Origin of the sequence: Nonomuraea purpurea, assembly GCF_042650645.1 — a bacterium.
Taxonomy (GTDB): Bacteria; Actinomycetota; Actinomycetes; order Streptosporangiales; family Streptosporangiaceae; genus Nonomuraea; species Nonomuraea purpurea.
Map to the genome: position 1 here is coordinate 1 of NZ_JBHSBI010000038.1, position 26,130 is coordinate 26,130.

A 26,130-nucleotide genomic window follows, 5' to 3' on the forward strand; every position below is an offset into this window, starting at 1 on the left:
CAGACGGTACTGACGTCCGGTCAGCATCCACCATCACCGGTTCTTCTGGTTCTCGACGTACCGCTTGATCACATCCAGGGGTGCGCCGTCCACGGTGGCCACGAAGCAGGAGTTGGTCCACAATGCCGTCAGTTTCGACGTCAAACTCGAAAACTCCTGACGCAGGGCGCGGGAGGAGCGGCCCTTGATGGCCTTGACCAGCTTGTGGATGCCGAACTGCGGATCCACCTCCACCAGGAGGTGAACGTGGCCGGGCATGATCTCCATCTCCACCAGCCATGCCCCCTTTTCTCCTCGATCACCTCGCGGATCAGCTCTTTCAACCGCGCCTCGATCCGTCCGCCCAGCACCCGCCTGCGGTACTTGGGGCACCACACCACGTGAAAGGCGCGCTGGAAGGCGATATTGCTGTTCGTGCGCGGCTGTTGACGCAAGGTCACCGCCACGCAGATCAACATACAGCGTTGATCTATCTACCGCTCAAAGATTCGACAGAAGGGCTTACCCCATGGCTGAAGCCAGGGGTCCGCGCCCTAGATCTCCGATCGGTGGGGAGCCCACCATGCACCCCGAGTTCGTCCCGCTCGCTGAGTTCGCCCTCGGCGTCGGCCTGGAGTCGCAGATGTTCTCCAACCTGTACCTCGTCACCGACGCGCAGTGGGAGCTGTACTCCCGGCCGAACGTCACCCTGGCCACGTCGTACTACAGCGACGTGGCGAAGCTGCACGACAGGGTCACCCGCCGTCCCGGCTCCCACGCACGGACGCGGGCCGCGATCGCCGAAGCGCTGGAACGTGCCATCCCGATCAAGGTCGCCATCGTCGAACTGTTCGACGGGCAGCGCGCCGACAAAGCGCACGCCGAGATGCAAGCCCTCGGCGTCCCCCAACTCGCCCCAGTCGACCGGATGCGCGGCATCGGCCGCGCCGCCGAGGAGATGAACATCCAGGCGAACGTCAACGAGTTGTGCGGCCAGTGTGGGAACGGCCGCGCTGCCGTCTCCCCAGACGGGGACGTCCGGATATGCGTCATGTCGCGGTTCCTGCCTTCGGCCGGGAACGTCCGTGAAACCGACCTCCGCGAGATCCTGACCGGGCCCGTCTGGCGCGAACTGGTCACGATGGTGCCTCGCCGCGGCGACAAGCCGCCCTGCGCGCCGGTGTCAGAGTGCCCGCCGGCGTCAGACGGCAACGACTGCCCGCCCGCCTCGACCGAATGCGAGGGCAACGCGCTCGTCCTGCCCGTCATCCGGGCTCTCCAGGTCCGCGCCGTGAGTGGCGAGCGATGAGCACGGGATACTGCCTCATGGAGTGGAAAGACCACGCGGCCACGCTTGCCGCCAGCGCGACCCCGCCGGGGTCGCGCTGGCGGGAGCCGATCGCCACCACGCCGCGCCACACGTTCGTCCCCCGATGGTGGGCGAATACCCGCGACGGGTGGGAGCTGCGCGATGGCGACAGCGATCACGACCGGTGGCTGGCCGCCGTCTACCGCGACTGGACGCTCGTGACCAGGGTGGGCAACCTGCACGCCGACCACGCCGAACCTGGAGCGTGCGCGGACGGCTCCCCGACGTCGTCGTCCACGCTGCCCGGCCTGATCGCCCAGATGTTCCGGCACGCCTCGATCGGGGACCGGTGCACGGTTCTGGACGTGGGCACCGGCAGCGGATACGGCACCGCCGTCCTCTGCAACCGTCTCGGCGCTGCCCGGGTCACCTCGATCGACGTGGACCCCTACCTCAACGAGGCAGCCGCCGCCCGGCTGGAGAAGAACGGCTACAAGCCGCGCATCATCACCGGCGACGCGACCGGCCCGCTCGACTGGGAAGGGGATCGGATCGTCGCCACCGTGTCGGTCAGACCGGTTCCGCCCTCGTGGCTGGCCGCGTTGAAGACCGGCGGACGGCTGGCGACCACGATCACCGGCACCAGCCTCATCCTCACCGCGGACAAGCAGGAGGACGGCGGCGCGGTCGGCCGGGTCGAGTACGACCGTGCCGGGTTCATGCGCGCCCGGGCCGGCGCCGACTACCCAGCCCGTGATCAGTCCCTCCTCGAGCGCGCAGGCGTCGAGGAGGGCGAGAACGTCGAATCCAGCCGATACCCGGTGCTGGACGTGGTCAACGCCTGGGACGTGGGCACGATGCTGGAGCTCATCGCCCCCGGCATCGAGCACCGCTACATCACCGACAACGGCGACCGCGTCGCACTCATGGCTCATCCCGATGGGTCATGGGCCCGTGCCGAGGAACGCGGCGGCATGGTGACCGTGCACCAGTCCGGCCCCCGCAGGCTCTGGTCCTACCTGGACGCGGTCAGGGACCGGTGGATCCGTCACGGCGAACTGCCGTTCCGTGGCGCGCGGGCGACCATCACCCCGGAGGGAATGATCACCCTCCGGCGCGGGGACTGGACGGCGCCCATAGGCCAATAGCCCCACACCGACCTTCCCCGCTGCGGGCCGTTCCCCGTAACGTCCCGCAGCCCTTGCCCCGGCTAGGGCTGCGGGTCTCTGGTAGGGATGGTTTGTCGTACCTACCTGGCATGATCACTTGCCGTCTGAGGCAGTTTGCTCTGATCTGATGGGAGTTACAGGCAATGACCATTGATGACGTTCGGAAGCGTGCCGTCCAACCCGAGGACCTCAGCCGGTACATCGTCGAGCGGCTCAACGCGGGCGATGTCGAAGGACTGGTGGCGCTGTACGAACCGGACGCGGTGCTGGCGTTGCCGGGCGGCCGGGTCGCTCAGGGGGCCGACGAGATCCGTCAGGCGTATGAGCGCCTGGTCGCCGATGGACCCACCTTTGCCCCTGGGCGGCAGCAGCCCACGCTGCGTAACGGCGATCTGGCGCTTACCTCGGTGCGCTTGCCCGATGGCGGTGTCACGGTCGAGGTGGCTCGCCGTCAAGATGACGGCACGTGGTTGTGGGTGATCGATCAGCCCAGCCTTCTGGGTTAGTGAGTCAGTGGCCTTGGACATAAGGGAAGATCTTGGTGAAGTCGCAGGCGGCTAACCGGTCCCGGCGGATGCCGAAGATCAGGATACCCCCATCCCCGAAGATCATCCCGTTGTCCTCGTCGAGCTGGAGCAGGTTGACCCACTGGGAGGCCTCCGCCGCGAAGCCGGGATCCCGCAGGTTAAGCCCGGCTGCGTACGCGGCCTTGGCTTCGATCGGCCAGTGCAGGGCGTCGGAATAGCCGCCGACCTGGTGCGCACGACCGCCCTCCGCTTCGGCGAACTCGGCGAGCTGGTCGGCGAACACCTCCCAGGGCTCCTCCCCCACGACGCGGTCCCAGAGCTCATCGCCCAGCTTGACGAGGTCGTCGTGGCCGCGCGTCGGCCAGGTGCACACGGTCTCGGCGGCGAGCGGGACCTCCGAGAACACCCGCGCCTCCCCGCTGACGGGCACCTCGCGCTCGGGCACACGAACGGCCCCGGGAGGCAGCAGGATCACGTGCGCGGCCGCGCCGTCCCAGGTGGCGAAGAACAGCAGCGCGCCCTCGGCGGGCAGGCCGATGTCCGACTCGTACGCCGCGAGCGCCGCGCAGTCCAGTTCGGCCAGGAACTGCATCGCGGAACCGCCCCCGCCGGCACGGGGCCACGGCATCCCCTCGGGCAGCCGAGGCAGTCCGCCCAGCCGACCGACAACGGTCTCTCGATCCTCGGCGATCGACAACCGGATGGCCGGACGGGCCAGGGCGATGAACGGCTCGGCGAGCTCTTCGGGTAACAGCTCCCGGACGTACTCGGCGAAATCCAGCATCCATCCCCGCATGCTGCCCATCCTGCCCGAGTCTGATCACAAACGGAACGGTGCGCACGCAGCGCGCCCAGCGCCAGCAGGCCGCCGAAGGGTCGCGCCCGCATCCATCCATGACGGGCCGATGCGCAGGCGGCACCGAGCACCGGCCTGCGCCGGGCGGCGTTACGGCGTGAACTCGAAGCGGGGCTCTGAGGCGCTCAGGATCGCCGAGCGCGGGGTCCCCGGCCAGATGGCGCTCAGTTCGTCGGCGAGCGTGGTCGTCAGGGACTCCATGTCGGCCAGGGCCGTGCCGTGCAGGGCTTCGGCGACGATCAGGACGTCGGTGGTCGTGTCGCGGACGGCCGAGTGGCCGCTCTGCCGGTTGCTCCAGCGGCGGGCATGGGCCCTCGACGCGGCGTCGGCGAAGACGACCTCCCCGGCCGGCGGGTGCTCGCTCTCGCCGGAGAAGGTCAGGTAGGTCTCGTCGCCGGTGGCGTACCCGACTTCGACGTACCCGGAGATCTTGGACACGTCGAACACCGCCACCGGGACGGCGTAGGCGATGGACACCGCGTTGCAGAGGTCGATCAGGGGGTGCAGGCGCGGCAGCGCGCCCTCCTTCCTGAAGCGGCGCAGCAGCGACTCGGACGCGCAGCGGTACTGCGTCGGCTTGAGGCCCATCTGCGAGAACGCCCGCCGCCACGCCTGGATCTCCGGCAGTTCGCCCTCCGTGGCGGTGGCCAGGCGTTTGGCTGCGATCTCGGCGAAGCGGGCGACCTGGCCGGACACGGAGACGTCCGCGCTGACGCCCTTGGCGAAGATCACCCCGGGAACGAGCTCGGGGAAATCCCGCCACATGTCATCGGAATGCTGGAAACGCATGAGCGCCTGGTCGGACACGTCGATCACGATACTCGCGCCCATGAGCGCCCCGCTACGGGCGTTTGAGCTGGTAGATGACGTGTCGTGACAGCGGGGTCAACCGCGCCACCAGCGGATGGTCGAAGCCGGCCGCGTAGGTCATGCCGAGGCGCTCCATCACGGCCCGCGAGCGCGTGTTCCGCTCGGCCGTCATCGAGACGATCTCGTCGAGCCCGGCCTCGTCGAAGGCGTAGCGGACGGCCTCCCGCGCCGCCTCGGTGGCGTACCCGTGCCCCCAGGCGGGACGCGTCAGCCGCCAGCCGATCTCCACCGCGGGCAGCAGCGGCGCGTCGAACGACTGCAGCACCAGCCCGGTGAACCCGATGAACCGCCCGCTCTCGCGCTCCTCCAGCACCCACAGGCCGTAGCCGTAGGTGTCGAAGTCGCGCTCGATCCTGTCGACCATGGCGTCGCTCTGCTCCGGGGTCAGCAGGGACGGGAAGTGCTCCATCACCTCCGGGTCGGCGTTCATCGAGGCGAACGGCGCCCTGTCGGCCTCTCGCCACCTGCGCATGATCAACCGTTTCGTCTCCATCAGTCAAACGATAGCCGCCGCCGGAACGGCGGTTCAGCGCCGTGACTTGATGCCGGTGATCCGGCGGAAGACGTCCCACCAGAACGGGGCGCCGAACAGCAGCGCCACGTACGTCAGCAGGAACCCCGGCCAGTGGCTTGGCGTGGTCAGCCGGTCCCACCACGGGCCGCCGTTCCAGTGGAGGCTCGGGTCGCCCTGCTCCGGGAACGACACGCTCACCAGCGCCTGGTCGAGCATCCTGACCAGGGCGGGCTGGCTGAGCGTCTCGGTGACGCACGGCACCGGGTCGCCGCCGGTGCAGCGCGCCTTGAGCTCGTCGTAGGCGTTCTGCCCCGAGCCCGCCACGGCCGTGACCGAGGCGCGGAAGGCGTTGTCGCGCAGCAGCGTCTTGGCGTATTCGAGGCCGTCCATCGTGAACAGCAGCGTCACCAGCAGGCCGAGCACGGCCAGGACCCACTTGACGTAGCGCTTGTAGAGCAGGGACAGGCGCTGCATCTCGCCGTCGAACCAGGTCTCGACCCCCTGCCTGAAGCGGTCGAGGTCGCGCTGCGAGGCCTCCCACACGCCCTGCAGGTGGCCGTGGAGCGGGCTGCGCATCGCCTTGAGCTTGCCCAGGAAGCCTTCGACGCCGTCGGGCTCGGTCGCGGCCAGCTCCATCAGCGCGACCGAGAACCGGCCGGGCGGGAGGTTGGCGATGCTGGTGCGCCCCTTCTTGGGGTGATCGATTTCCTGAACCCGCTGGTAGAGCAGGTTGACCAGGGTGTCGTCCGCCTTGTTCTCCTGCGTGGGCAGCGCCCCGGGCTCGGGGGGCGCGGGCTGGTCGCTGTGCTTGGGACGGGGGTCGCGGACGAACGGCAGCGCCGCGAAGACGTCGCGGACCTTGGCGGGCAGCCAGGACTTCCCGTCGGCGTCCGAGCCGTCCATGGTGTCCCTGAGGTAGGCCCACAGGAACTTGCTGCGGATGGCGAGTAACCGTACGAACGCCTCGTTGACCCCGCTCACCAGCAACGACAGCAGCAGGAACGAGATCACCAGGCCGAGGGCCAGATCCAGGTAAACGGATAGCACCGCGCTTTGATACACCCGCGGGGCACGACGCCGCAATGACGGCGGGTTCATTCTCCGTAGAAGACCCGGTCCACCACTTGTCGCGCCCGCCGGGTCACCCGCCGGTAGTCGTCCAGGAAGTCCTCCGACCCGTCCGGCGGGTAGCCGAGCGTCTGGGCGACCAGCTTGCGCTCGCCGGACTCGCGCGGGACGCTGTCGCCCGCCCGCCCCTTGACCAGCATGTTCGCGTCTCTGATGCGGGAGGCGAAGCGCCAGGCCTCGGCCAGCACCCTCTCGTCGGCCGGGGCGAGCAGGCCCTCGGACACGGCAGCGCGCAGGGCGTCGAGGGTACGGGTGGTGCGCAGGGACGGCAGCGTGCCCGCGTGGCGGAGCTGGAGGAGCTGGGCCACCCACTCCACGTCGGAAAGGCCGCCGGGGCCGAGCTTGGTGTGCAGGGCCGGGTCGGCGCCGCGCGGCAGGCGTTCGGCCTCCATGCGGGCCTTGAGGCGGCGGATCTCCCTGACCGCGTCGTCGTGCAGGCCGCCCTGCGGGTAGCGCAGCTCGTCGATCATGGAGATGAACTCCCTGCCCAGCGCGGCGTCACCGGCCGAGAACCTGGCCCGCAGCAGCGCCTGCGACTCCCACGGAGACGACCAGCGCGAGTAGTAGGCGCGGTAGGAGGCGAGCGTGCGCACCAGCGGGCCCTGCCTGCCCTCGGGGCGCAGGTCGGGGTCGATGATCAGCGGCGGGTCGGGGGCGGGCAGCGACAGCAGCCGGCGCAGCTCGTTGGCGACGGCGAAGGCGGCGTCGGTGGCCTCGCGCTCCTCGACCCCCGGCAGCGGCGAGTGGACGAACATGACGTCGGCGTCGCTGGCGTAGGAGGACTCCATGCCGCCGAGCCGGCCCATGGCGATGATCGCGAAGGAGGTCACGGCCGGGGCCTTGGTCAGCGCGGCGTCGAGCGCGGCCTGGAGGGTCACGTCGCTCAGCGCCGACAGGGCGCCGCCGACTCCTTCGATGTCGATGAGCCCGGAGATGTCGGCCACGGCCGTACGGAACAGCTCTTTGCGCCGCAGCGCCCGCACGGCCGTCACCGCGGTCACCGGGTCGCCGGCGTGCCTGGACACCGCGGCGGACGCCTCGCCGAGCAGCGTCTCCGCCGGGCGTACGGCGAGCTCTTCGTCGGAGCCGAGCATCGCGACCGCGTCGGGCGCGTGCATGAGCAGCCCGGTCGCGTAGCGGCTGGTGCCGAGCACGCGCGCCATCCTGGAGGCCACCGCCGTCTCGTCGCGCAGCAGCCGCAGGTACCAGGGTGTGCTGCCCAGTTTGTCGCTGACCTGCCGGAATCCGAGCAGCGCCGCGTCCGGGTCGGGCGTGTCGGCGAACCAGCCGAGCATGACCGGCAGCAGCGTGCGCTGGATCGCCGCCCGTCTGGAGACCCCGGTGGCCAGGCCCGCGATGTGGCGCAGCGCCCCGGCCGGATCGACGTAGCCGAGCGCCTCCAGCCTGGCCTTGGCCGCCGTGGTCGACAGCCGCGCCTCCGACTCGCGCAGGCGCGAGACGGCCTGCAGCAGCGGCCGGTAGAACAGCTTCTCGTGCAGCCGCCGCGCCTCCATGGCGTGGCGCCGCCACCGCGCGGTGAACTCCCCCACCGGGTCGGTCTGCATGCCGAGCGCCCTGCCGAGCCTGCGCAGGTCGGCCTCGTCGTCCGGCACGATGTGGGTGCGCCGCAGCCGGTGCAGCTGCAGCAGGTGCTCGACCTGGCGCAGGAACGCGTACGCCTCCGCCAGCCCCCGCGCGTCGTCGCGTCCGACGTAGCCGCCCCTGGACAGCGCCGCCAGCGCCGGGAGCGTGGCCCTGCGGCGCAGCAGGGGGTCGAGCCTGCCGTGCACGAGTTGCAGGAGCTGCACCGCGAACTCGATGTCCCGCAGCCCGCCTGGGCCCAGTTTGAGCTGGCGTTCCCCCTCGCCGCGCACATGGGCCTCGACGCGGCGGCGCATGGCCTGGACGTCCTCGACGAAGTGTTCACGCGTGGCCGCCGTCCACACCAGGTCGTCGACCGCCTGGACGTAGGCATTGCCCAGCTCCAGGTCGCCTGCCAGCGGCCGGGCCTTCAGCAGCGCCTGGAACTCCCACGTCTTGGCCCAGCGGCGGTAGTAGGCCAGGTGGCTGCCGAGTGTGCGCACCAGCGGCCCGGAGCGCCCCTCTGGCCGCAGCCCGGCGTCGACCTCCCACAGCGAGCCCTCGGAGGTGGTGACGGTACAGGCCCGCATCATGGCCTGGGCCAGCCGGGTCGCGGTGCGCAGCGCCTTGGCCTCGTCGGCGCCCTCGCGCGGCTCCGCCACGAAGATCACGTCGACGTCGCTGATGTAGTTGAGCTCGCGGGCGCCGCACTTGCCCATGCCGATGACCGCCAGGCGCACCTCGCCGTCGTCGACCTCGGATCTGGCGACGGCCAGCGCCGCCTCCAGCGCCGCGCCCGCCAGGTCGGACAGCTCGGAGGTGACCTCGCTCAGGGTGGTCTCGCCGGTGAGGTCGCGCGCGGCCAGGTGCAGCAGCCTTTCCCTGTAGGCCACGCGCAGCGCCACGAGCGCGTGTTCGGTCCTGGCGCGCGGCTCGGCCTCCTCGGGCTCGGCGCCGACGGCCCGCAGCAGCCCCGCCCGCGCGTCGCCCAGGTCGGGCGCGGCCAGGCCGGCGACCTGGCCGGGATGGCGGACCAGGTGCTCGCCGAGGGCCGCGCTGACGCCGAGCACGGAAAGGAGCCTGGTTCTCAGCCGCTCGTCGCCGCGCAGGGTGTCGAGGACGGCGGGCTCGCGTTCGGCCAGGCGGGTCAGCGACGCCAGGGCGAGGTCGGGGTCGGCCACGTCCACCAGGGAGTCCAGGAGGTCTTCCATGCCGGTCTCCGCGTGCCGGAGGAGTTGGGCGGCCCTGGCACCGTCGGCGAAACCGCGCTTGGCGAGCCTGGCTGCGGTGGATTCGATCCTGGGCACCCTTCCATCTTGACAGCTCTCCCGCGATTTCCCGTAGCCTAGAACGCAACGTTGCGTTGCACTTTATTGGATGGAGACGGGCATGGGACGGGTTCCCGCGACGGTGACCTGGGGATTACTGGCCGCGTGGGCGGTGCACGACGCGGAGGAGCTCGCCACGATGGCGGGCTGGCTCCGCGCGGCGCGGCCCCGACTGGAGGAGCGCTTCCCCGGGGTTCCGTGGGAGCGGCTGGAGGTCTCGCAGCGGCACGTGAACGTGGCCATCGGGCTCATGGGCGGGGTCATGGCCGGGGCCGCGGCGCTCGGCGCGCGCACGGGCGGGCGCAGCGGTGTGTTCCAGGCCGCCTTGGTCGGGTTCGGGGCGCACGGGGTGGGACATCTGGCCCAGGCGGCCCTTTACCGGGGATACACGCCAGGAGCGGTGACCGCGCCCGTGGTGGTGATCCCGTTCACGGTGTGGGCCCTGAGACGGCTGCGCGCGGCCGGGGTGCCCGTGGAGGCGGGGAACGCGCACGCGGCGGCCCTGCTGCCGCTGGTGCTCGGGGGCGTCCACGGGCTGGCGCACGCGATCACCAAACGCGCGGACCGGCGGCAGCTCAGGCGCGGGCGCTCGTGCTGACCACCCGCGCGAAGGCTTCCGCCACCGGGCGCCAGGTCGCGATCAGCGCCTTCTCCGCGGCCTTGACCTCGGTGTTGAGCTCCTCGGCGGCGTCCAGCCCCGACGCGTGCGTCCACGACGCGAAGATCTCCGGCGTGGCCTCGGGGTGGAACTGCACCGCCCAGGCCGCCTCTCCGAGCCGGTAGGCCTGGTTCGGGTACTGCCGTCCGGTCATCAGCGGCACCGCGCCCTCGGGCAGTCGCGTCATGGCATCGCGGTGGTACTGCACGGCCACGCACTCCCCCACGCCCGCCAGCAGCGGGTCGGAGGCGGCGGCCGGCAGCGCGACCACCTCGCGCAGGCCCACCTCCAGCCCGTTCGCGCCCCGCTCGACCGTGCCGCCGCAGGCCATGGTGAGTAACTGCGCCCCCAGGCAGACGCCCAGCGTCGGGGTGCCCTCGTCGACGGCTCTGCGCAGCAGGTCGCGGGTGGCGGGCTGCCAGGGGCTGCGTTCGTCCTCCCAGGCGGCGGCCTCGCCGCCGAGCACGACGAGCCCGTCCGCCGCCCGCATGGGGATCTCCTCCCCCAGGTACGGCCGCACGACCTCGCATCCGGGCCCCAGCCACCCGGCGAGGTAGCCGAGCCCGGCGTCGGCCTCATGTTCGATCACGGTGATGCGCATATCCAGCACTCTCTCATTTGAGGTGAAATGCTCCGGTTATGACATTTGAGGTGAACGAGGTCGACGGCACAAGATTTGCCACGTTCGGCGAAGGGCCGCACCTGATCATCGCGGTCCACGGGATCACCGCCTCGCTCATGGCCTGGGGCGCGGTGGGACGGCGGCTCCCGGAGGGGTGGCGGCTGGTGGCCATGGACCTGCGCGGACGCGGGCACAGCGCCGCGCTGCCGGGCCCATACGGGCTGCCCAGACACGCCGAGGACGTGCTGCGGGTGGCCGAGCACGTCGGGGCGGGCCCCGGCACGGTGCTGACCGGCCACTCGATGGGCGCGTACGTGGCCGCGCTGGCCGCCGCGCGGCACGACTTCGCCCGGGTGGTGCTCGTGGACGGCGGCCTCCCGCTGCCCTCGCCGCCCGAGGGCTCGGACGCGGACCAGGCCCTGGAGTCCACCCTGGGACCGGCCCTGGCGCGGCTGCGGCAGACGTTCCCGTCCGCCGAGGCGTACGTGGACTTCTTCAAGGCGCACCCCGCCTTCGCCGGGCACTGGAACGACGACGTCGAGGCGTACGTCCGCTACGACCTCACCGGACCCGAGGGGGGGCTGCGCTCGCGCACCGTCGAGGAGGCGGTGCGGCAGGACGGGCGGTGGATGTTCCTGGAGCCGGAGCGGATCGGCGCGGCCCTCCAGGAGATCGACGCCCCGATTCGCCTGCTGCGGGCCCCGCGCGGCCTGCTCAACCAGGACGTCGGCATGCTGCCCGACGACCTGGCCCTGCCCTGGGTCGCCCGCCTGCCCCGGCTGAGCGACGAGGTGGTGCCGGACTGCAACCACTACACGATCCTGTTCGACGACCGCTGCGCCTCGACCGTCGTGACGCGGCTCATCTCACCCTGATGTGCCACCGAACCACCGAAACGCATGCGACCGGTAGAGGATCTGACGGCCAAGGCCAGGATCAGGGACGCGCCCCAGGTAACGCAGCACGGGCGGCGAACTGGCCCTGGCCTCCGCGATGAAGGCGGGTCATCCAGTCACCCCTCGTCGATGGCCTCCGTCAGCGACGACGAGTGACCCGCCTAGTGCTCCCAGATGACGGCGTCGATCTGCATGCCCACATTTCCGGCACCCTTGGTGCTCACGAGGCGCAGGAAACCCTGGGCCGCCAGAGTGGCGTAGGCGCCGATCAACGCGGCGACGAGCGTGCACCCGCCCCCGATCCATGCGGCGATCCAAGCTGCAGTGTGGGTGCCTGTGCCCGCCATAGAGCGATTTTACGGGGCGTCGCGACACTGCGCATAGGCGTCGATTCCCGGCTTTCAGGACCGCTTTCCGAGCACGGGACCCTCGCTCGGGGTCCCGTGCCGCCGTGGTCAGCGGGGAGCGATCCAGGTGGCGCGGGCGGCGGCCACGAGCGTGCCGTCCGCCTCGTAGATGGCGCTCTGCCCGAACATCTTGCGCCCGTCGGTGCCGGTCGGGCGGGCCACGACGGAGTAGCGGCCGCCAGGGTGGACCGGGCGGTGGATCTGCACGGCGAGCCGCCCCAGCAGGGCGCTCTCGCCGGGGCCGAAGTGGGCCCAGCCGGTGATGCAGTCGAGCACGGCGCCGACGATCGAGGCGGGCACGCCGTCCTCGCCCGTCACCGTGAACGGCACCCGCCAGCCGGCCGCCACCAGGTCCGTACCCGCCACGGGGCCGGGGAAGATGCGCAGGCCGTCGCCCGGCTCACGCAGGCCGCAGGCGAAGCACTCGGCGAACGGGTGCGCCTTCAGCCCCGCGAACCCGGCCTCGGCGCGGGCCGCGTCGTTGAACGGCACGAACCCGGGCCCCTCCAGGTCCTCGGCCACGGGGATGGCCTCGACCAGCAACGCCTCGCCGTCGAGCAGGGAGACGGAGTTGGCCATGTGTTCCAGGCGTAGCTCGGTCTCCAGCGGGGTGGGGGCGTGCAGCGTCACTTCGACGGCTGATCGACCGCCGTTCAGCGCCTCCGCCATGGTTCCCGCTATCCAGCCGCCATTGGCGACGCCTGCCGGGCCCCGGAAACGCTCGGGAACGGTCAACACGGTCTGCAGGGCAGCCGTCGTCATGCCACACCCTCCAATATCGCCACGCTTGGCGACAAGTCTTGAAATATCATAATGAGCAGGCCGATTTTACTGGACTCCCGGTTCAGCGAGAGGCTGGGGGTCCTTGAGGCCGCTCAGTACTCCTGCGTAACGCCTAGTACGAGGTCGAAACTTCCCAGCCCGCTCCGGCCGTCCCGTCACCAGGGGTACCTGGGACGCTAGGGGCCGGACATCGCGTGGATGTGACACGGGGGTCAGAAGCAACGAAAATCGGCCTCACTCCACACGTGTTCCAGGAGTGAGGCCGATCAAGGCGTCAGGAGGCACTTTATCCCGCCTTTCCCTCCTCCCGCACCCGTTCCCCCAAGATCGCCCCACGCTCCTCGCCTCCGCCCTGCTCGTTGGCAACGCTTACGGCCCGTAGTGCGCGTCTTCCTCCATCCTTGGCAAGGCTGTAAGGCAGGCGTCCTATGCTGACGCCGCAAGGCACCGACAGAACGAGACGAATGGTGGGGTGAGCCCGTGCAGGGGGCGATGTTGCGGTATCCGCCCAAATCCCTGGTCATCGTGACCGGGCTTCCAGGCGCGGGCAAGACGACCCTGCTGGAGCGCCTGTACAACCTGCACGGCGGCGAGACCCTGCCCGTCACCGCGGGCGCGGTCGTGGTGATCGACTCGGCCCAGTCCAGGCGCCACTGGTACGGCAGGCTCACCTGGGCGCCCTACCCGGTACGCAGGGCCGTGGTGTTCGTCACCCACCTGCGGCGCATCCGCCAGGCCCTGGCCCGCGGCCACTCGGTCGTCGCCCACAACAGGGGCTGCGGCCCGTACGTGCTCAAGGGCTTCGCCTGGCTGGCCCGCAGGCGCGGCGCGAGCCTGCACCTGCTCCTGCTGGACGCCCCGGCCAGGGAGGCGCTGGCGGGCCAGCAGGCACGGGGCAGAGTGGTGCAGCCGAGGACGTTCGCCCGCCACGAGCGCCGATGGAACACTCTGATCACGCAGGTCACGGGCGGTGACCCGGCCCCCGCGAGCGGCGCGTACGTCGTCAGCCGGGCGCAGGCGGACCTGCTGGAGGCCATCGTGTTCGACGCGTCCGGCGCACCCCGTTCCCGCAGGGAGTAACGGCCGGGGCGGGCGGGCGGAATCCGCCCGCCGCGCGGCTCAGAGGACCGGCAGGTAGCGGCCGAGCTCGAACTCGGTGACGTGCCGACGGTATTCGCGCCACTCCGAGCGCTTGTTGCGCAGGAAGAAGTCGAAGACGTGCTCGCCCAGCGTCTCGGCCACCAGTTCGCTCTGCTCCATGACGGCGATCGCGTCGTTGAGCGAGCCCGGCAGCGGCTGGATGCCGAGGGCCCGCCGCTCGGCGCTGGTCAGCGTCCAGACGTTGTCCTCGGCGGCGGCGGGCAACTCGTAGCTCTCCTCGATGCCCTTGAGCCCCGCGGCCAGGATCAGCGCGAAGGCGAGGTAGGGGTTGCAGGCCGAGTCGAGCGACCTGAACTCGATGCGGGTCGAGCCGCCCTTGTGCGGCTTGTACATCGGCACCCGGACCAGGGCCGAGCGGTTGTTGTGGCCCCAGCACACGTAGGAGGGCGCCTCACCGCCCTGGCCCGCGATGGCCTCGGCCCCGCCCCACAGCCGCTTGTAGGAGTTGACCCACTGGTTGGTGATGGCGGTGATCTCGGCGGCGTGCCTGAGCAGCCCGGCGATGAACGACCGGCCGATCTTGGACAGCCGGTACTCGGAGCCGGCCTCGTAGAAGGCGTTCCTGTCGCCCTCGAACAGCGACATGTGCGTGTGCATGCCGGAGCCCGGGTGCTCGGTGAACGGCTTGGGCATGAACGAGGCCCAGATGCCCTGCTCCAGCGCGACTTCCTTCATGATCAGGCGGAAGGTCATGATGTTGTCGGCCGTGGTCAGCGCGTCGGCGTAGCGCAGGTCGATCTCCTGCTGGCCGGGCGCGCCCTCGTGGTGGCTGAACTCGACGGAGATGCCCATCGACTCCAGCATCATGATCGCCTGGCGGCGGAAGTCGTGACCGGAGCTGTGCGGCGTGTGGTCGAAGTAGCCGCCGGAGTCGATCGGCTCGGGCCGCTGGCCCGGCTCAGGGCGGTTCTTCAGCAGGAAGAACTCGATCTCCGGGTGGGTGTAGAAGGTGAAGCCCATGTCGGCGCACTTGGCGAGCGTGCGCTTGAGCACCCAGCGCGGGTCGGCGTGGGACGGCGAGCCGTCCGGCATGAGGATGTCGCAGAAGATGCGCGCCGCGCCCGGCGTCTCGCTGCGCCAGGGCAGGATCTGGAAGGTGGCCGGGTCGGGTTTGGCGAGCATGTCGGACTCGTAGACGCGCGCGAACCCCTCGATGGCCGAGCCGTCGAACCCGATGCCCTCGGCGAAGGCGCCCTCGAGTTCGGCGGGCGCGATGGCGACGGACTTGAGGAAGCCGAGCACGTCAGTGAACCAGAGCCGGATGAACCGGATGTCGCGTTCCTCAAGCGTGCGGAGCACGAACTCCTGCTGGCGGTCCAAGGCATCCCCTCAAGAAGACAGTACGGGTCTCTTATCCAGGATGCCGTGTCCGTGTTTCGCACACGTTACGGGGGGTGCCGGTGCGAGCCTCGCTGACAAAGGGCCCGCCCCGACTTACTGTGATCACGCAGTCAGTCTCGGGGGAGGCATTGGTGGCTATCGACCTGCTCAATCACAAACTCGATCGGGCGTTCGACCACATCGACGCGAGCGGCACCGGCGTCGTCGAGCGCGAGGATCTGCTGGGGCTGGGCGCCAGAATCCTGGTGGGTTTCGGGGAATCCCCCACCTCGGTCACCGGGGCCAGCCTGGTGAGCAGCTTCGACGGCATCTGGTCCACCCTGTCGCGCACGCTGGACCGCGACGGCGACTTCGGCATCGCGCGCCCTGACTTCCGCACCGCCATGACGGCCGCCTTCGTCACGGGCGACCAGTACGAGCCGATCTTCAAACCGGCGACGGTGGCCGTGGCGGAGCTGTGCGACGCCGACAGGGACGGCCGGATCGGTCCGGGCGAGTTCCGGACGATGTTGTGCGCGTTCGGGGTCGCCTACGACGACGTGGACGAGGCCTTCGACCGGCTCGACCGGGAGGCCAGGGGCACGCTCACCGTGGAGGAGCTGGTCCTGGCGGCGTCCGACTATTACCGCAGCGACGACCCGAACGCCACGGGCAACTGGCTTTTCGGGCCTCTGTGAAGGGCCCAGTGAAGAGCCAGGTGAAGAGCCCGGTGAAGAGCCCGGTGAGGAGTCCCGTGAAGACCGTTGTGGGCACGTCCATGAGCACCACCGTGCTGGCCACGGTGCGCACCGCGCTGCGTTCCGCGCTGACCTCGCTGCTGCCGCTGCCCCGCAGGGGCGGCTCGGCGGCCCTGTCGCTGCTGCCGCTGACCGAGCGGGTGCCCGCGATGGCGGCCCCGTGCCGGATGCACCCGGCCGTTTACGCCATCGAGGCCGCCGTCATCGACTGGGCCAGGCGGACGGGGCTGCGCGCCGATCCTGGCGTCGGCTACCACCGCATGGCGGGCCGGGCGTTCGCCGAGTTCGACGCGGCCGCGGCGGCGCTGTTCGCGCAGTGGCTGACGTGGCTGTTCCACCTGGATGACGAGTTGGACGAGGGGTCGTGCCCGCTGGACATCTTCCCCGGCATGCTCAACGGCGCTTCCCGGCATCCGCTGGAGGCCGCGTTCGCGGATCTGTGGCGGGTGACGAGCGCGCGGATGAGCGACCGGTGGCGGGCCAGGTTCGCGGTGGGGTTGCAGCGTCAGTACGACGCCTGCCGTACCGAGGCCGACAACCGGGCGGCGGGCCGGATGCCGACGCTGGAGGAGTATCCGGCGCTGCGCAGGGGCACGGTGGGCCCGTACCTGTACGACCTGGTCGAGCCGTGCCTGCGGGTGGAGGTGCCGTCGTGGGTGCAGGAGAGCGAGCCGTGGCAGCAGCTCGTGCGCGCCTGCAGCGATGTGACCGCGTGGTGCAACGATGTGGCCTCGCGCCCGAAGGAGCGCGGCGACGTGCACAACTTCGTGGTGCTGGCGATGCGCCAGCTCGGGCTGGGCGAGCGGGAGGCGACCGCCTGGGTTCTCGACCGGATCGCCGGCCGCTGCCAGGACATGCACAAGGCGGCCAGGCGGCTGCCGCTGGACGACCTTGAGCCCAAGGAGGCCAGGGACGTCAGCAAGGTCGCCTGCGCCTACCTGGCCGCGCCGCGCGCCCACCTCGACTGGCTCCTGGAGTCGAAACGGTACGCGTGAGGGCGCTCACGGGGCTCCGGCCAGTGTGTCCCCGGCGGGGGTGCGGCGGTAGACGACCTGTTTGCCGACCCGCATCCCCACCGTGAGGCCGCCGCCGCTGAGCACGGACAGGTGCTGGCTGACCGCGCCCGGCGTGAGCGCCATGCGCCCGGCCAGCGCGCTGGTGGTGGCGGGCTCGGCCAGCGCGAGCAGGATCTGCGCCCTGCTGCGGCCGATCAGCTTGGCCAGCGCGCCGGGCGCGGGCGGCGGGCCCTGCTCCCACAGCGTGCCGACGCCGAGCACGGGGTAGACCAGCGTCGACTGGTAGGGGGCCGTCATCACCGCCACGGTCGGCCCCCAGAACGCGCTGGGCACCAGCACCAGCCCGTCGCCGTGCAGGCCGCCCGCATCACACCAGGGCCGGTCGATGAGCAGCCGCTCCCCCGTCCACACCACGGCAGGGTCGAGCCCGGCGAACAGCTCGCGGGCCCCGCCCTGGGCGAGCTGCCGCGAGCGGCGCAGGACGTCGCGTTCGAGCAGCCCGTACACGCGGGGCCAGAATTCGGCGAAGCACCCGTGCCAGTACGCCTCCAGCGTGTCGGCGACCCTGGCGACGCCGGCCTCGGGGTCGGCCGTGAACCGCGCCAGCGCCGCCGGGTCCGCCCCCCGCACCTTGGCGGCCTCGGCACGGGCCCGTTCCGGCGGCGTGCGCCTGACCCGGTCGAGTTCCGCGGCGAACTCCGGCATCGGCGTGTCGGGCGGCGGGGTGACGAAGTCGGCGATGTAGCCCGACGGCGGCACGAGCGCGAACAGCTCGGCGAGGTCCAGCCCGGCCAGCCGGGGCCGGACGGCCTTGAGCCACGGCAGGTGGATCGACTGCCTGGCGGGCCCCTGGAGGGTGCGCAGGCTGGCGACGAGCTCCCACACCGGGGAGAACGCGAAGCGGATGCGCGCGACGTCGCCCGACGTCATGACCCAGCTGATGGACATCCTTTTAGTGTGCGCTAAATCGTTCGCCCCAGCAAAAGCTCAAATATCACTCTTTGTGGGTGTCGAGCACAACGATCGAGAAGCCCTCCTTCCTCCACTCCAAACTCGGCGGCCTGCCCCGCGCGTTCTGGGCGTTATGGGGAGGCACGCTGGTGAACCGGCTGGGCACCATGGTCATGCCCTTCACCGGCGTCTACCTCACCCAGAGCCGCGGCCTGTCGCTGGCCGTGGCCGGCCTGGTCATGGGCGTGTTCGGCGCGGGCTCGCTACTGTCGCAACTGCTCGCGGGCGTGCTGACCGACCGGATCGGCCGCCGCGCCACACTGTCGGGCGGCATGCTGCTCACCGCCGCCACCATGCTGGCGCTGGGCTACAGCTCATCGCTGCCGGCCATCGTGGCCTCGATGTTCGTGCTCGGCCTGGTGATCGACGTCTACAGGCCCGCCTCGAACGCCCTGGTCGCCGACCTGGTCTCGCCCGCGGAGCGGCCCCGGGCCTACGGGCTGCTGTTCTGGGGCATCAATCTGGGCTACGCGGTCGGCATGACGGCCGGCGGCTGGCTGGCGGGGCTCGGGTTCGTCTGGCTGTTCTGGATCGACGCGGTCTCGAGCGTGGTCTTCGCGGTGCTGGTGTGGCGGGCGGTGCCCGAGACGCGGCCGCAGGCGCGGGAGTCGGCCGGCGGGTTCGGGGTGGTGCTGCGCGACCGCACGATGGTCGGCTTCACGCTGGCGATGCTGGGCATGGCGCTGGTCTACTCGCAGACGATGACCATGCTGCCGGTGGCGATGACGAATGTCGTGAAGCTGACGCCGGGGCAGTTCGGGCTGGCCATGGCGCTGAACGGGGTGCTGATCGTCCTGGTTCAGCCGCTGGTGTCGGGCTGGCTGGGCCGCAGGGATCCGGCCCGCACGCTGGCGCTCGGCGTGGCCGTCATGGGCGCCGGGTTCGCGATGACCGCGTTCGTCACCGACACGCTCGGACTGGCCGCGACACTCGTCGTCTGGACGGCCGGTGAGATCGTCACGGCGGGCATCCCGGGCGCGATCGTGGCCACACTCGCGCCGGCGGACCTGCGGGGGCGCTACGCGGGGCTGTTCGGCTTCGCCTGGTCGCTGGCGGCCGTGCTGGCCCCGCTGATCGGCGGGCCGCTGCTGGAGATCGGCATGGAGGCGCTGTGGTTCACGATCGGCGGGATCGGCGCGGTCTCGGCCGTGGGCATGCTGCTGCTCGGCCCTGCGATCCGGCGCCGTTGAGAGAACTCCGGCCCGCCGGCGTCCGCGCGGATCTTCCTGTGAGGTTTCGCCATATACCCGGACACGTTCTGCCTCTACAGTTACGCCTGACATGTTGACCTTCACCGCGCTGGGACCGTTCCAGGCCTGGGCCGACGGCACCCCACTCGACCTCGGCGGCCAGCGGCAACGGGCGGTGCTCGCGCGCCTGCTCGTGGCCGGCGGCCGCGCCGTGCCCGTGAGCACCCTCATCGACGAACTCTGGCCGGGCGACCCGCCCGCGCAGGCCCTGTCCACGATCCAGGGCTACGTCTCCCGCCTGCGCCGCGCCCTCGAACCGGCCCGCGCGCCCCGCGAGGAGGCCGGGGTGCTGGTCTCCGCGACGCCCGGATACGCGCTGCGGGCGGCGGCCGAGCAGGTGGACGCCTGGCGGTTCGAGAGCCTGGTGAAGACCGACGGGTCCGCGGCCCAGGTGTGGGCGGCCATGGACACCGCCCTGGGGTTGTGGCGCGGGCCGGCGCTGGCCGAGTTCGGCGAGCTGAGCTGGGCGGCGACGGAGGCGGCGCGGCTGGAGGAGTTGCGATTGATCGCCGTCGAGCGGCGGGCCGGCGCCGGGCTCGCGCTGGGCAGGGCGACGTCGCTGGCGGCCGACCTGGAGGCGCACGCGTCGGCGTACCCGCTGCGGGAGGAGGCCTGGCGGCTGCTGGCCGTGGCCCTGTACCGGATGGGGCGCCAGGGCGAGGCGCTGGCGGCGCTGCGCAGGGCGCGCTCGGTGTGGCGGGAGGAGCTGGGCCTGGACCTGTCGGCCGGGCTGCGGATCCTGGAGGCCGACATGCTCGCCCAGCGCATGGAGGAGCCCGTCCCCGAGGAGTCCGCCGCGCTGCGGGTGCTGGTGGCCGACGACCAGGCGCTCGTCCGGGCCGGGGTGCGGGCGATGCTGGGCGCGGAGCCGGGCGTGACGCTGGCCGGCGAGGCGGCCGACGGCGAGGAGGCCATCGCGGGCGTCCGCGCGACGCGGCCCGACGTGGTGCTGCTCGACATCCAGATGCCGCACCTGGACGGGCTGGCCGCCGCCCGCAGGATCCTGGCCGAGGACCGGCCGCCGAAGGTGGTCATGATGACGACGTTCGGCAGCGACGAGAACCTGTACGCGGCCCTGCGTGCGGGGGTGAGCGGCTTCGTGCTGAAGACCTCGGCGCCCGAGCAGTTCCTGGCGGCGATCAGGGCGGCCGCGGCCGGGGACGCGCTCATCGACCCCGCGGTCACCACGCGGCTGATCTCCGCCTTCGCCGGGCGCGGCGACCCCGGCTCTCCCCCGGCGCTGGCCGGGCTGTCCGAGGCCCGGCTCGACGTGCTGAAGCTCGTCGCCCGCGGCCTGTCGAACCACCAGATCGGGCGGACACTGGCGCTGCCGGAGGAAGAGGTGGCGGGGCTGGTGAAGGCGCTGCTCGAACACCTCGATCTGGTCGATCGGGCGCAGTTGGTGATGGCCGCCTACGAGTCAGGTTTGGTGACTCCCGGGGAAAAGGCGCACTTTTCGTCGTTTTGACGATAAAAATCGGGTCGTACTAGGCTGGGCGCGTGGCACAACTGCGCATCGCCCTCGCCCAGACGAACCCGACCGTCGGCGACCTGTCGGCCAACGCCGACCGGCTCGTCGCCTGGACCCGCGACGCCGCCGAGCGCGAGGCCCACCTCGTGGTCTTCACCGAGATGCTCCTCACCGGCTACCCCGTGGAGGACCTCGTGCTGCGCACGTCCTTCGTGGACGCCAGCATCCAGACCCTGGAGGAGGTGGCGCGCAGGCTGGAGCGGGAGGGCCTGGGCGAGCTGCCGGTGGTGGTCGGCTACGTCGACCGCGCAGGGCTGGCCCCCCGCGTCGGCCAGCCGAAGGGCGCCCCCCTGGACGCGGCGGCGCTGCTCCACCGGGGCGAGGTGGTCGTCCGCACGGCCAAGCACCACCTGCCCAACTACGGCGTGTTCGACGAGTACCGCTACTTCGTGCGCGGCGACCGGCTGCCGATCTTCCGGCTGCACGGGGTCGACGTGGCGATCGCGGTCTGCGAGGACCTCTGGCAGGAGGGCGGGCCGGTGTCCGTCGTGGGGCAGGCCGGAGCCGGGCTGCTGGTCGTGCCGAACGCCTCTCCGTATGAGAAGGAGAAGGACGACGTACGGCTGGAGCTGTGCGCGCGCCGGGCCCGCGAGGCGGGGTGCGCGCTCGTCTACGTCAACCAGGTCGGCGGGCAGGACGAGCTGGTCTTCGACGGCGACTCGATCGTGGTGGACGGCTCGGGCGAGCCGGTGGCGCGGGCCGGTCAGTTCCGTGAGGAACTGCTGGTCGTGGACCTGGACCTGCCGGTGTCGGACGCCGAGCCGGGCAGCTTCCCCTACGACGCGAGCGACGGCTCCACGATCACCGTCGAGCGCGTCGTGTTGTCGTCCGACCCCGTGCCGCCCTACCCGCCCGTGCCCTCGACGGTCGCCGAACGGCTCGACCCGCACGCGGAGGTCTACTCGGCGCTGGTGCTCGCGGTACGCGACTACGTGGCCAAGAACGGCTTCCAGTCGGTCATCCTGGCCCTGTCCGGCGGCATCGACTCGGCGCTGACGGCCACGATCGCCTCCGACGCCATCGGCCCCTCGCGCGTCAACGTCGTCCCCATGCCCTCCCGTTACTCCTCCGACCACTCGCTGACCGACGCCGAAGAGCTGGTGCGCAGGCAGGGCGTCACCTCGCAGATCGTCCCGATCGCCAACATCGTCACCGCCTTCGAGAAGGAGATCGAGCTGTCCGGCCTGGCCGCCGAGAACCTCCAGGCCAGGGTGCGCGGCATGATCCTCATGGGCCTGTCCAACCAGCACGGCCACCTGGTGCTGACCACCGGCAACAAGAGCGAGCTGGCGACCGGCTACTCGACCCTGTACGGCGACTCGGCCGGCGGCTTCGCCCCGATCAAGGACGTGCCCAAGACGATGGTGTGGGAGCTGTCCAGGTGGCGCAACGCCAACACCTGCGAGGGCTTCCTGCTGCGGGCCGAGCGACCGATCCCGGAGAACTCCATCACCAAGGAGCCGAGCGCCGAACTCCGTCCCGACCAGCGCGACACCGACTCGCTGCCGCCGTACGAGGTGCTCGACCGGCTGCTGGACGACTACGTCGAGAAGGACATGGGCTCCCAGGAGCTCATCGCGGCCGGCCATGACCCGGCGCTGGTGACCCGCGTCATCCGGCTGGTGGACATGGCGGAGTACAAGCGGCGTCAGTACCCGCCCGGCCCCAAGATCACCCCGAAGAACTTCGGCAGGGACCGGCGCCTGCCGATCACGAACCGGTGGCGGGAGACGACCGGCTGAGACCCCCACGTGGCGGCGGAATTTCACACCGAGACCAATTCATGGTAAGCCGCCATTTGACAGTCATGCGCATTCTCATATGCACGGCGCGGTCACCTTCATATGACCGGAAGGCCACCTTGCGCTCGGCTGGGACGCCCGTACGATGACCAGTTATGTGCGCCTTCGGCGAGATTCCGGGGGGAATCCAGGAAGGCGTTTCGGGGGACTCCCATTCCCTTCCACGCATTGCCGCGCACGCGGCAGAAAGGAATGCGTCATGACGGCGGAGAGTGTGGGCAGGCCGACGCGGACCAGGGGCAAGCCTCCGGAGAACGTGATCCCCGAGGTCGCGGGCCTGTGGGCCACGTACATCAAGCAGAACATTCCGGGCCTCATGGTCACGGCCGGTGCCATCATGGCCCCGGGCCAGCAGACCACCTGCACCATGGCCTGGGGTGGCAACACCTACAACGGCTCGTCCAACTCCGGCATGCACGGCGAGGTCGACTGCCTGAACCAGGCCTACGACGCCGGCGAGAACCTGCAGAATGGAACGTTCCAGGCGCTCACCAACCCGGTGTGCATGGTGTGTTGCGCCGTCCTCTATTCGGTCGGCATCACGAACGTGCCCGCCATGGCCGGCGCCTCCAAGGAGTACGGCAACTACTCGCTGCCCGCCTGGATCTTCGACGACGAGGCCCCCGGCGGCCTGCTGAACAGACTCCTCGGCAACGCCGCCTTCACCCAATGGACCACCGAACTGTCCGCCGAATCCCGGGGCAAGCAGGTACACCGCCAGTCACTGATCACGCAAATGACCCAGAAATTGATTAAGCACTGACCGGGGTCGTCCCCGCCCGAGGAGAGGCGGGCGGGGACGCCACTGGAATTCAGCGGATCCGCGATTTCAGGGGTTCACCGGAAAAATCGGGCGGCCCGGCCTCCGCCCGTTGGCGACTCCCACGAGCCGGATGCCGTTCGTCGATCATTTACGACCGTTCGCCGTACAGCTCGCCAAAGCTGCATACAGTATGTGGTACCCATGTCGCGTGACAGACAGCACGCAGCTAGCGAGTCGCACCGGATTCTTCAGTCGTTCCCGTATCGTGGCGCCACCCACGTGGAGCCGGTGGCTGGTGCCGCCGGCGGCGCTGTCGGTCCACCTGGCCATCGGGCAGGCATACGCGTGGAGCGTGTTCAAACCCCCGCTGGAGTCCTCGCTCAACCTGTCAGGCACCCAGAGCGCCCTGCCGTTCCAGCTCGGCATCGTCATGCTGGGCCTGTCGGCGGCCTTCGGCGGCACACTCGTGGAACGCAACGGACCTCGCTGGGCGATGTTCGTCTCGATGGTCTGCTTCTCCTCCGGCTTCCTGCTGTCGGCGCTGGGCGTGGCCACCAGGCAGTACTGGCTGGTCGTCCTCGGGTACGGCGTCGTCGGCGGGATCGGGCTCGGCATCGGCTACATCTCGCCCGTCTCCACGCTGATCAAATGGTTCCCCGACCGTCCCGGCATGGCCACGGGCATCGCCATCATGGGGTTCGGGGGCGGGGCCCTGATCGCCTCGCCGTGGTCGGCGCAGATGCTCGGCGCCTTCGGCTCTGACACCGGCGGCATCGCCACCACGTTCCTGATCCACGGCCTGGTCTACGCGGTGTTCATGACGATGGGCGTGCTGCTCGTGCGCGTCCCGGCCGACGGCTGGTCTCCGCCGGGCTGGACGCCGCCCGCGGTCCAGGCCCGCAAGCTGATCACGACGGCCGACGTCTCGGCGCGCAACGCCATCCGCACCCCGCAGTTCTACCTTCTGTGGATCGTGCTGTGCTGCAATGTGACGGCGGGCATCGGCATCCTGGAGAAGGCCGCGCCGATGATCAGGGACTTCTTCTCGGGCACGGCGACGCCCGTCGCCGTGGGCGCGGCCGCCGGCTTCGTCGCGCTGCTGTCGCTGGCGAACATGGCGGGACGCTTCGTCTGGTCCTCGACCTCGGACCTGATCGGGCGCAAGAACATGTACCGGGTCTACCTGGGGGTCGGGGCGCTGCTGTACCTCGTGATCTCGCTGGCGGGCGACTCCTCCAGGCCGCTGTTCATCGTGTGCGCGCTGGGCATCCTGTCCTTCTACGGCGGCGGGTTCGCGACGGTCCCCGCGTACCTGAAGGACCTCTTCGGCACCTACCAGGTCGGCGCGATCCACGGACGGCTGCTGACGGCCTGGTCCACGGCGGGCGTGCTCGGGCCGCTGATCGTCAACGCGATCGCCGACGCGCAGAAGGCGGCGGGGAGGTCGGGGCCCGCCCTATACACGACGTCGCTCTACATCATGATCGGGCTGCTCCTGGTGGGGCTGCTCGCCAACGAGCTGATCCGGCCGGTGAGCGAGCGCTACCACGAACGGCCCGCGCCGGTCGAAGGACAGGAGGTCGCCCGATGAGCCGCAGGACCGCTCTCATGGCGCTGGCGTGGGCCTGGGTCGGCCTGCCGTTCGCGTTCGGGCTCTACGAGCTGATGCTGAAGCTCACCCAGCTCTTCCTTTAGGCACTGGCTGGAATGGGCTTCGGGTCGGGACCGGATCCCCGGCGGGATTGTCGGTGACGGCTGGCAAAGTGTTCGCGTGGCAGAACCGCTGAAGAACATGATCAACACCCGATCCGTGTCGGTGCTCGCCGACGGGCTGGCCGCCGCGTGGGCGCCGTTCCCCCGGGCTCGCTTCACCGCGCGGGCCCTGGCCGGGCTCGACGGGCTGGAGCTCAAGGAACGGGTCAGGCACGTCTCCGCGGTCCTGCACGACGCGCTTCCGCTGCCCTACCCGCAGGCCGCCGAGATCGTCCGCGAGTCCGTCTCCCGCACGCCGCTCGACATGTGGAGCGGCTGGCCGGCCACCGACCACACGGCCGTCCACGGGCTCGACCACCTCGACGTGGCGATGGCCACGCTGGCCGTGCTCACACCGCACTCCACGGGCGAGTTCGCCGTGCGCCCGTTCCTTGAGCGCCATCGGGACGACGCCCTCAAGATCATGTACGGCTGGGCGGAGTCGCCCGACGAGCACCTGCGCCGCCTGGCCTCCGAGGGATCGCGTCCGCGGCTGCCGTGGGCCGCGCGGGTGGGCTGGCTGATGACGCCCGGCCCCACGCTGCCCCTGCTCGACCTGCTGCGCGACGACCCGAGCGAATACGTCCGCCGCTCGGTCGCCAACCATGTCAACGACCTGGCCAAAGACCATCCGCGGGCCGCGATCGAGCTGCTGGCCCGCTGGCGTTCCGACGGCGGCTCACACGTCGAGCGGGTGCTGCGGCACGCCGCGCGCGGGCTGCTGCGGGCGGGCCATCCGGAGGCGCTCGCGCTGGTGGGCGCCACCCCGGGCAGCGGCTCGGTCGACGCGCTGAGCCTGGAGTCCGACACCGTGGCCGTGGGTGGCCACCTGACCTTCACGCTCACGGTCACGGCCGAGGCTCCTGGGCCGCTGCTGCTCAAGTACGCGGTCAGGCGGCCGGGCTCGCGTCGCGTGTTCCACCTGGCCCAGCGGGAGGCTGACGAGGCCGGGGCGGCGTTCGTCGTGCGCAAGAGCCACTCGTTCCGGCCGGTGACCACCCGCCGCGAGCCGCCCGGGCCACGCGAGCTCGACGTGATCGTGAACGGGCGGGTGGCCGCGACCACCGCGTTCACGTTGACCTCTGACGACGCCCTCACGGACCGGTGACTTGGGGGGGAGCGACCATGACACAACCGGC

25 protein-coding genes and 1 pseudogene are annotated in these 26,130 nt (G+C 70.8%); 15 read left to right on the top strand and 11 right to left on the bottom strand.

Translation table 11 applies throughout. The annotated features are described in order from the left end of the window. Positions 1-33 precede the first annotated feature (33 nt). Positions 34-446, bottom strand: a pseudogene (gene tnpA / locus ACFOY2_RS46900) (IS200/IS605 family transposase). A gap of 116 nt (positions 447-562) precedes the next feature. On the opposite strand from tnpA, the gene ACFOY2_RS46905 reads away from it, so the two are divergent. The 3 genes from ACFOY2_RS46905 (at position 563) to ACFOY2_RS46915 (ending at position 2,963) form a co-directional block, all read left to right on the top strand. After that, the gene (locus ACFOY2_RS46905; RefSeq protein WP_379534648.1) at positions 563-1,288 is read left to right on the top strand and encodes an SPASM domain-containing protein; all 726 of its coding nucleotides are present in this window, start codon (positions 563-565) and stop codon (positions 1,286-1,288) included. 17 nt (positions 1,289-1,305) lie between these two features. Further along, positions 1,306-2,436, top strand: a complete 1,131-nt coding sequence (locus ACFOY2_RS46910; RefSeq protein WP_379534649.1) for a methyltransferase domain-containing protein — start codon at positions 1,306-1,308, stop codon at positions 2,434-2,436. Positions 2,437-2,600: 164 nt separating this feature from the next. Continuing rightward, the gene (locus ACFOY2_RS46915) at positions 2,601-2,963 is read left to right on the top strand and encodes a YybH family protein (protein WP_379534650.1); all 363 of its coding nucleotides are present in this window, start codon (positions 2,601-2,603) and stop codon (positions 2,961-2,963) included. A gap of 4 nt (positions 2,964-2,967) precedes the next feature. Here the strand turns inward: ACFOY2_RS46915 and ACFOY2_RS46920 are convergent, their stop codons facing one another. From ACFOY2_RS46920 to ACFOY2_RS46940, 5 genes are all read right to left on the bottom strand, one after another. Beyond that, positions 2,968-3,780, bottom strand: a complete 813-nt coding sequence (locus ACFOY2_RS46920; RefSeq protein WP_379534651.1) for a YwqG family protein — start codon at positions 3,778-3,780, stop codon at positions 2,968-2,970. Positions 3,781-3,930: 150 nt separating this feature from the next. Beyond that, positions 3,931-4,671: a B3/B4 domain-containing protein gene (locus tag ACFOY2_RS46925; RefSeq protein WP_379534652.1), complete on the bottom strand. Its 741-nt coding sequence runs from the start codon at positions 4,669-4,671 to the stop codon at positions 3,931-3,933. A gap of 10 nt (positions 4,672-4,681) precedes the next feature. Then, complete coding sequence (locus ACFOY2_RS46930) at positions 4,682-5,203, bottom strand: GNAT family N-acetyltransferase (RefSeq protein ID WP_379534653.1); 522 nt, start codon at positions 5,201-5,203, stop codon at positions 4,682-4,684. A 33-nt stretch (positions 5,204-5,236) separates the two neighbouring features. Continuing rightward, the gene (locus ACFOY2_RS46935; RefSeq protein WP_379534654.1) at positions 5,237-6,271 is read right to left on the bottom strand and encodes a hypothetical protein; all 1,035 of its coding nucleotides are present in this window, start codon (positions 6,269-6,271) and stop codon (positions 5,237-5,239) included. A gap of 47 nt (positions 6,272-6,318) precedes the next feature. Next, positions 6,319-9,240, bottom strand: coding sequence for a bifunctional [glutamine synthetase] adenylyltransferase/[glutamine synthetase]-adenylyl-L-tyrosine phosphorylase (locus ACFOY2_RS46940; protein ID WP_379534655.1), 2,922 nt, complete (start codon positions 9,238-9,240; stop codon positions 6,319-6,321). A gap of 82 nt (positions 9,241-9,322) precedes the next feature. On the opposite strand from ACFOY2_RS46940, the gene ACFOY2_RS46945 reads away from it, so the two are divergent. After that, positions 9,323-9,859, top strand: coding sequence for an HXXEE domain-containing protein (locus tag ACFOY2_RS46945; RefSeq protein WP_379534656.1), 537 nt, complete (start codon positions 9,323-9,325; stop codon positions 9,857-9,859). Here ACFOY2_RS46945 and ACFOY2_RS46950 read toward each other — a convergent pair. After that, positions 9,837-10,520 (bottom strand): type 1 glutamine amidotransferase, encoded by a 684-nt coding sequence (locus tag ACFOY2_RS46950; protein ID WP_379534657.1) that lies wholly within the window; start codon positions 10,518-10,520, stop codon positions 9,837-9,839. The two genes, ACFOY2_RS46945 and ACFOY2_RS46950, sit on opposite strands and share 23 nt — an antisense overlap. Positions 10,521-10,558: 38 nt before the next feature. Between ACFOY2_RS46950 and ACFOY2_RS46955 the strand changes: the two genes are divergently transcribed. Further along, positions 10,559-11,416 (top strand): alpha/beta hydrolase, encoded by an 858-nt coding sequence (locus tag ACFOY2_RS46955; protein ID WP_379534658.1) that lies wholly within the window; start codon positions 10,559-10,561, stop codon positions 11,414-11,416. 182 nt (positions 11,417-11,598) lie between these two features. Here ACFOY2_RS46955 and ACFOY2_RS46960 read toward each other — a convergent pair whose 3' ends face one another. Beyond that, positions 11,599-11,784 carry a hypothetical protein gene (locus ACFOY2_RS46960; protein ID WP_379534659.1) on the bottom strand — a complete coding sequence of 62 codons (186 nt, stop codon included), beginning with the start codon at positions 11,782-11,784 and terminating at the stop codon, positions 11,599-11,601. Between the two features lie 108 nt (positions 11,785-11,892). Further along, entirely contained in the window at positions 11,893-12,606 is a 714-nt protein-coding gene (locus tag ACFOY2_RS46965) for a PaaI family thioesterase (protein WP_379534660.1), read from the bottom strand. 501 nt (positions 12,607-13,107) lie between these two features. Here ACFOY2_RS46965 and ACFOY2_RS46970 point away from each other — a divergent pair. Beyond that, positions 13,108-13,707, top strand: a complete 600-nt coding sequence (locus ACFOY2_RS46970; protein ID WP_379534661.1) for an AAA family ATPase — start codon at positions 13,108-13,110, stop codon at positions 13,705-13,707. 39 nt (positions 13,708-13,746) lie between these two features. Here the strand turns inward: ACFOY2_RS46970 and glnA are convergent, their stop codons facing one another. Continuing rightward, positions 13,747-15,108, bottom strand: a complete 1,362-nt coding sequence (glnA, locus tag ACFOY2_RS46975) for a type I glutamate--ammonia ligase (RefSeq protein WP_379534662.1) — start codon at positions 15,106-15,108, stop codon at positions 13,747-13,749. 152 nt (positions 15,109-15,260) lie between these two features. Here glnA and ACFOY2_RS46980 point away from each other — a divergent pair, with 152 nt between their 5' ends. Then, complete coding sequence (locus tag ACFOY2_RS46980) at positions 15,261-15,806, top strand: EF-hand domain-containing protein (RefSeq protein WP_379534663.1); 546 nt, start codon at positions 15,261-15,263, stop codon at positions 15,804-15,806. A gap of 56 nt (positions 15,807-15,862) precedes the next feature. Continuing rightward, entirely contained in the window at positions 15,863-16,861 is a 999-nt protein-coding gene (locus tag ACFOY2_RS46985; protein ID WP_379534664.1) for a terpene synthase family protein, read from the top strand. A gap of 6 nt (positions 16,862-16,867) precedes the next feature. Here ACFOY2_RS46985 and ACFOY2_RS46990 read toward each other — a convergent pair whose 3' ends face one another. Further along, on the bottom strand, positions 16,868-17,830 hold the full coding sequence (locus tag ACFOY2_RS46990) for a DUF5937 family protein (RefSeq protein WP_379534665.1): 963 nt from the start codon (positions 17,828-17,830) through the stop codon (positions 16,868-16,870). Between the two features lie 59 nt (positions 17,831-17,889). On the opposite strand from ACFOY2_RS46990, the gene ACFOY2_RS46995 reads away from it, so the two are divergent. From ACFOY2_RS46995 to ACFOY2_RS47020, 7 genes are all read left to right on the top strand, one after another. Then, a complete protein-coding gene (locus ACFOY2_RS46995) occupies positions 17,890-19,083 on the top strand; it encodes an MDR family MFS transporter (protein WP_379534666.1) in 1,194 nt (397 codons plus the stop codon). Between the two features lie 91 nt (positions 19,084-19,174). Next, on the top strand, positions 19,175-20,611 hold the full coding sequence (locus ACFOY2_RS47000) for a BTAD domain-containing putative transcriptional regulator (protein WP_379534667.1): 1,437 nt from the start codon (positions 19,175-19,177) through the stop codon (positions 20,609-20,611). Between the two features lie 32 nt (positions 20,612-20,643). After that, on the top strand, positions 20,644-22,416 hold the full coding sequence (locus tag ACFOY2_RS47005) for an NAD+ synthase (RefSeq protein ID WP_379534668.1): 1,773 nt from the start codon (positions 20,644-20,646) through the stop codon (positions 22,414-22,416). Positions 22,417-22,675: 259 nt separating this feature from the next. Further along, positions 22,676-23,239, top strand: a complete 564-nt coding sequence (locus ACFOY2_RS47010) for a hypothetical protein (RefSeq protein WP_379534669.1) — start codon at positions 22,676-22,678, stop codon at positions 23,237-23,239. Between the two features lie 190 nt (positions 23,240-23,429). Next, on the top strand, positions 23,430-24,830 hold the full coding sequence (locus tag ACFOY2_RS47015; protein WP_379534670.1) for an L-lactate MFS transporter: 1,401 nt from the start codon (positions 23,430-23,432) through the stop codon (positions 24,828-24,830). After that, positions 24,827-24,934, top strand: coding sequence for an MFS transporter small subunit (locus tag ACFOY2_RS54770; protein ID WP_449290161.1), 108 nt, complete (start codon positions 24,827-24,829; stop codon positions 24,932-24,934). Before ACFOY2_RS47015 ends, ACFOY2_RS54770 begins: the two co-directional genes overlap by 4 nt. A gap of 76 nt (positions 24,935-25,010) precedes the next feature. Next, on the top strand, positions 25,011-26,099 hold the full coding sequence (locus ACFOY2_RS47020; RefSeq protein WP_379534671.1) for a DNA alkylation repair protein: 1,089 nt from the start codon (positions 25,011-25,013) through the stop codon (positions 26,097-26,099). The last annotated feature ends 31 nt before the right edge of the window (positions 26,100-26,130 follow it).

Bases quoted from the DNA above. Each gene is read 5' to 3' on its own strand.
- ACFOY2_RS46955 (WP_379534658.1), top strand. From the start codon at position 10,559: ATGACATTTGAGGTGAACGAGGTCGACGGCACAAGATTTGCCACGTTC.
- ACFOY2_RS47010 (WP_379534669.1), top strand. From the start codon at position 22,676: ATGACGGCGGAGAGTGTGGGCAGGCCGACGCGGACCAGGGGCAAGCCT.
- ACFOY2_RS46930 (WP_379534653.1), bottom strand. From the start codon at position 5,203: ATGGAGACGAAACGGTTGATCATGCGCAGGTGGCGAGAGGCCGACAGG.
- ACFOY2_RS46990 (WP_379534665.1), bottom strand. From the start codon at position 17,830: ATGTCCATCAGCTGGGTCATGACGTCGGGCGACGTCGCGCGCATCCGC.
- ACFOY2_RS46915 (WP_379534650.1), top strand. From the start codon at position 2,601: ATGACCATTGATGACGTTCGGAAGCGTGCCGTCCAACCCGAGGACCTC.
- ACFOY2_RS46950 (WP_379534657.1), bottom strand. From the start codon at position 10,520: ATGCGCATCACCGTGATCGAACATGAGGCCGACGCCGGGCTCGGCTAC.
- ACFOY2_RS46910 (WP_379534649.1), top strand. From the start codon at position 1,306: ATGGAGTGGAAAGACCACGCGGCCACGCTTGCCGCCAGCGCGACCCCG.
- ACFOY2_RS46965 (WP_379534660.1), bottom strand. From the start codon at position 12,606: ATGACGACGGCTGCCCTGCAGACCGTGTTGACCGTTCCCGAGCGTTTC.
- ACFOY2_RS46920 (WP_379534651.1), bottom strand. From the start codon at position 3,780: ATGCGGGGATGGATGCTGGATTTCGCCGAGTACGTCCGGGAGCTGTTA.
- ACFOY2_RS47000 (WP_379534667.1), top strand. From the start codon at position 19,175: ATGTTGACCTTCACCGCGCTGGGACCGTTCCAGGCCTGGGCCGACGGC.
- ACFOY2_RS46960 (WP_379534659.1), bottom strand. From the start codon at position 11,784: ATGGCGGGCACAGGCACCCACACTGCAGCTTGGATCGCCGCATGGATC.
- ACFOY2_RS46945 (WP_379534656.1), top strand. From the start codon at position 9,323: ATGGGACGGGTTCCCGCGACGGTGACCTGGGGATTACTGGCCGCGTGG.
- ACFOY2_RS54770 (WP_449290161.1), top strand. From the start codon at position 24,827: ATGAGCCGCAGGACCGCTCTCATGGCGCTGGCGTGGGCCTGGGTCGGC.
- ACFOY2_RS46925 (WP_379534652.1), bottom strand. From the start codon at position 4,671: ATGGGCGCGAGTATCGTGATCGACGTGTCCGACCAGGCGCTCATGCGT.
- ACFOY2_RS46905 (WP_379534648.1), top strand. From the start codon at position 563: ATGCACCCCGAGTTCGTCCCGCTCGCTGAGTTCGCCCTCGGCGTCGGC.
- ACFOY2_RS47015 (WP_379534670.1), top strand. From the start codon at position 23,430: ATGTGGTACCCATGTCGCGTGACAGACAGCACGCAGCTAGCGAGTCGC.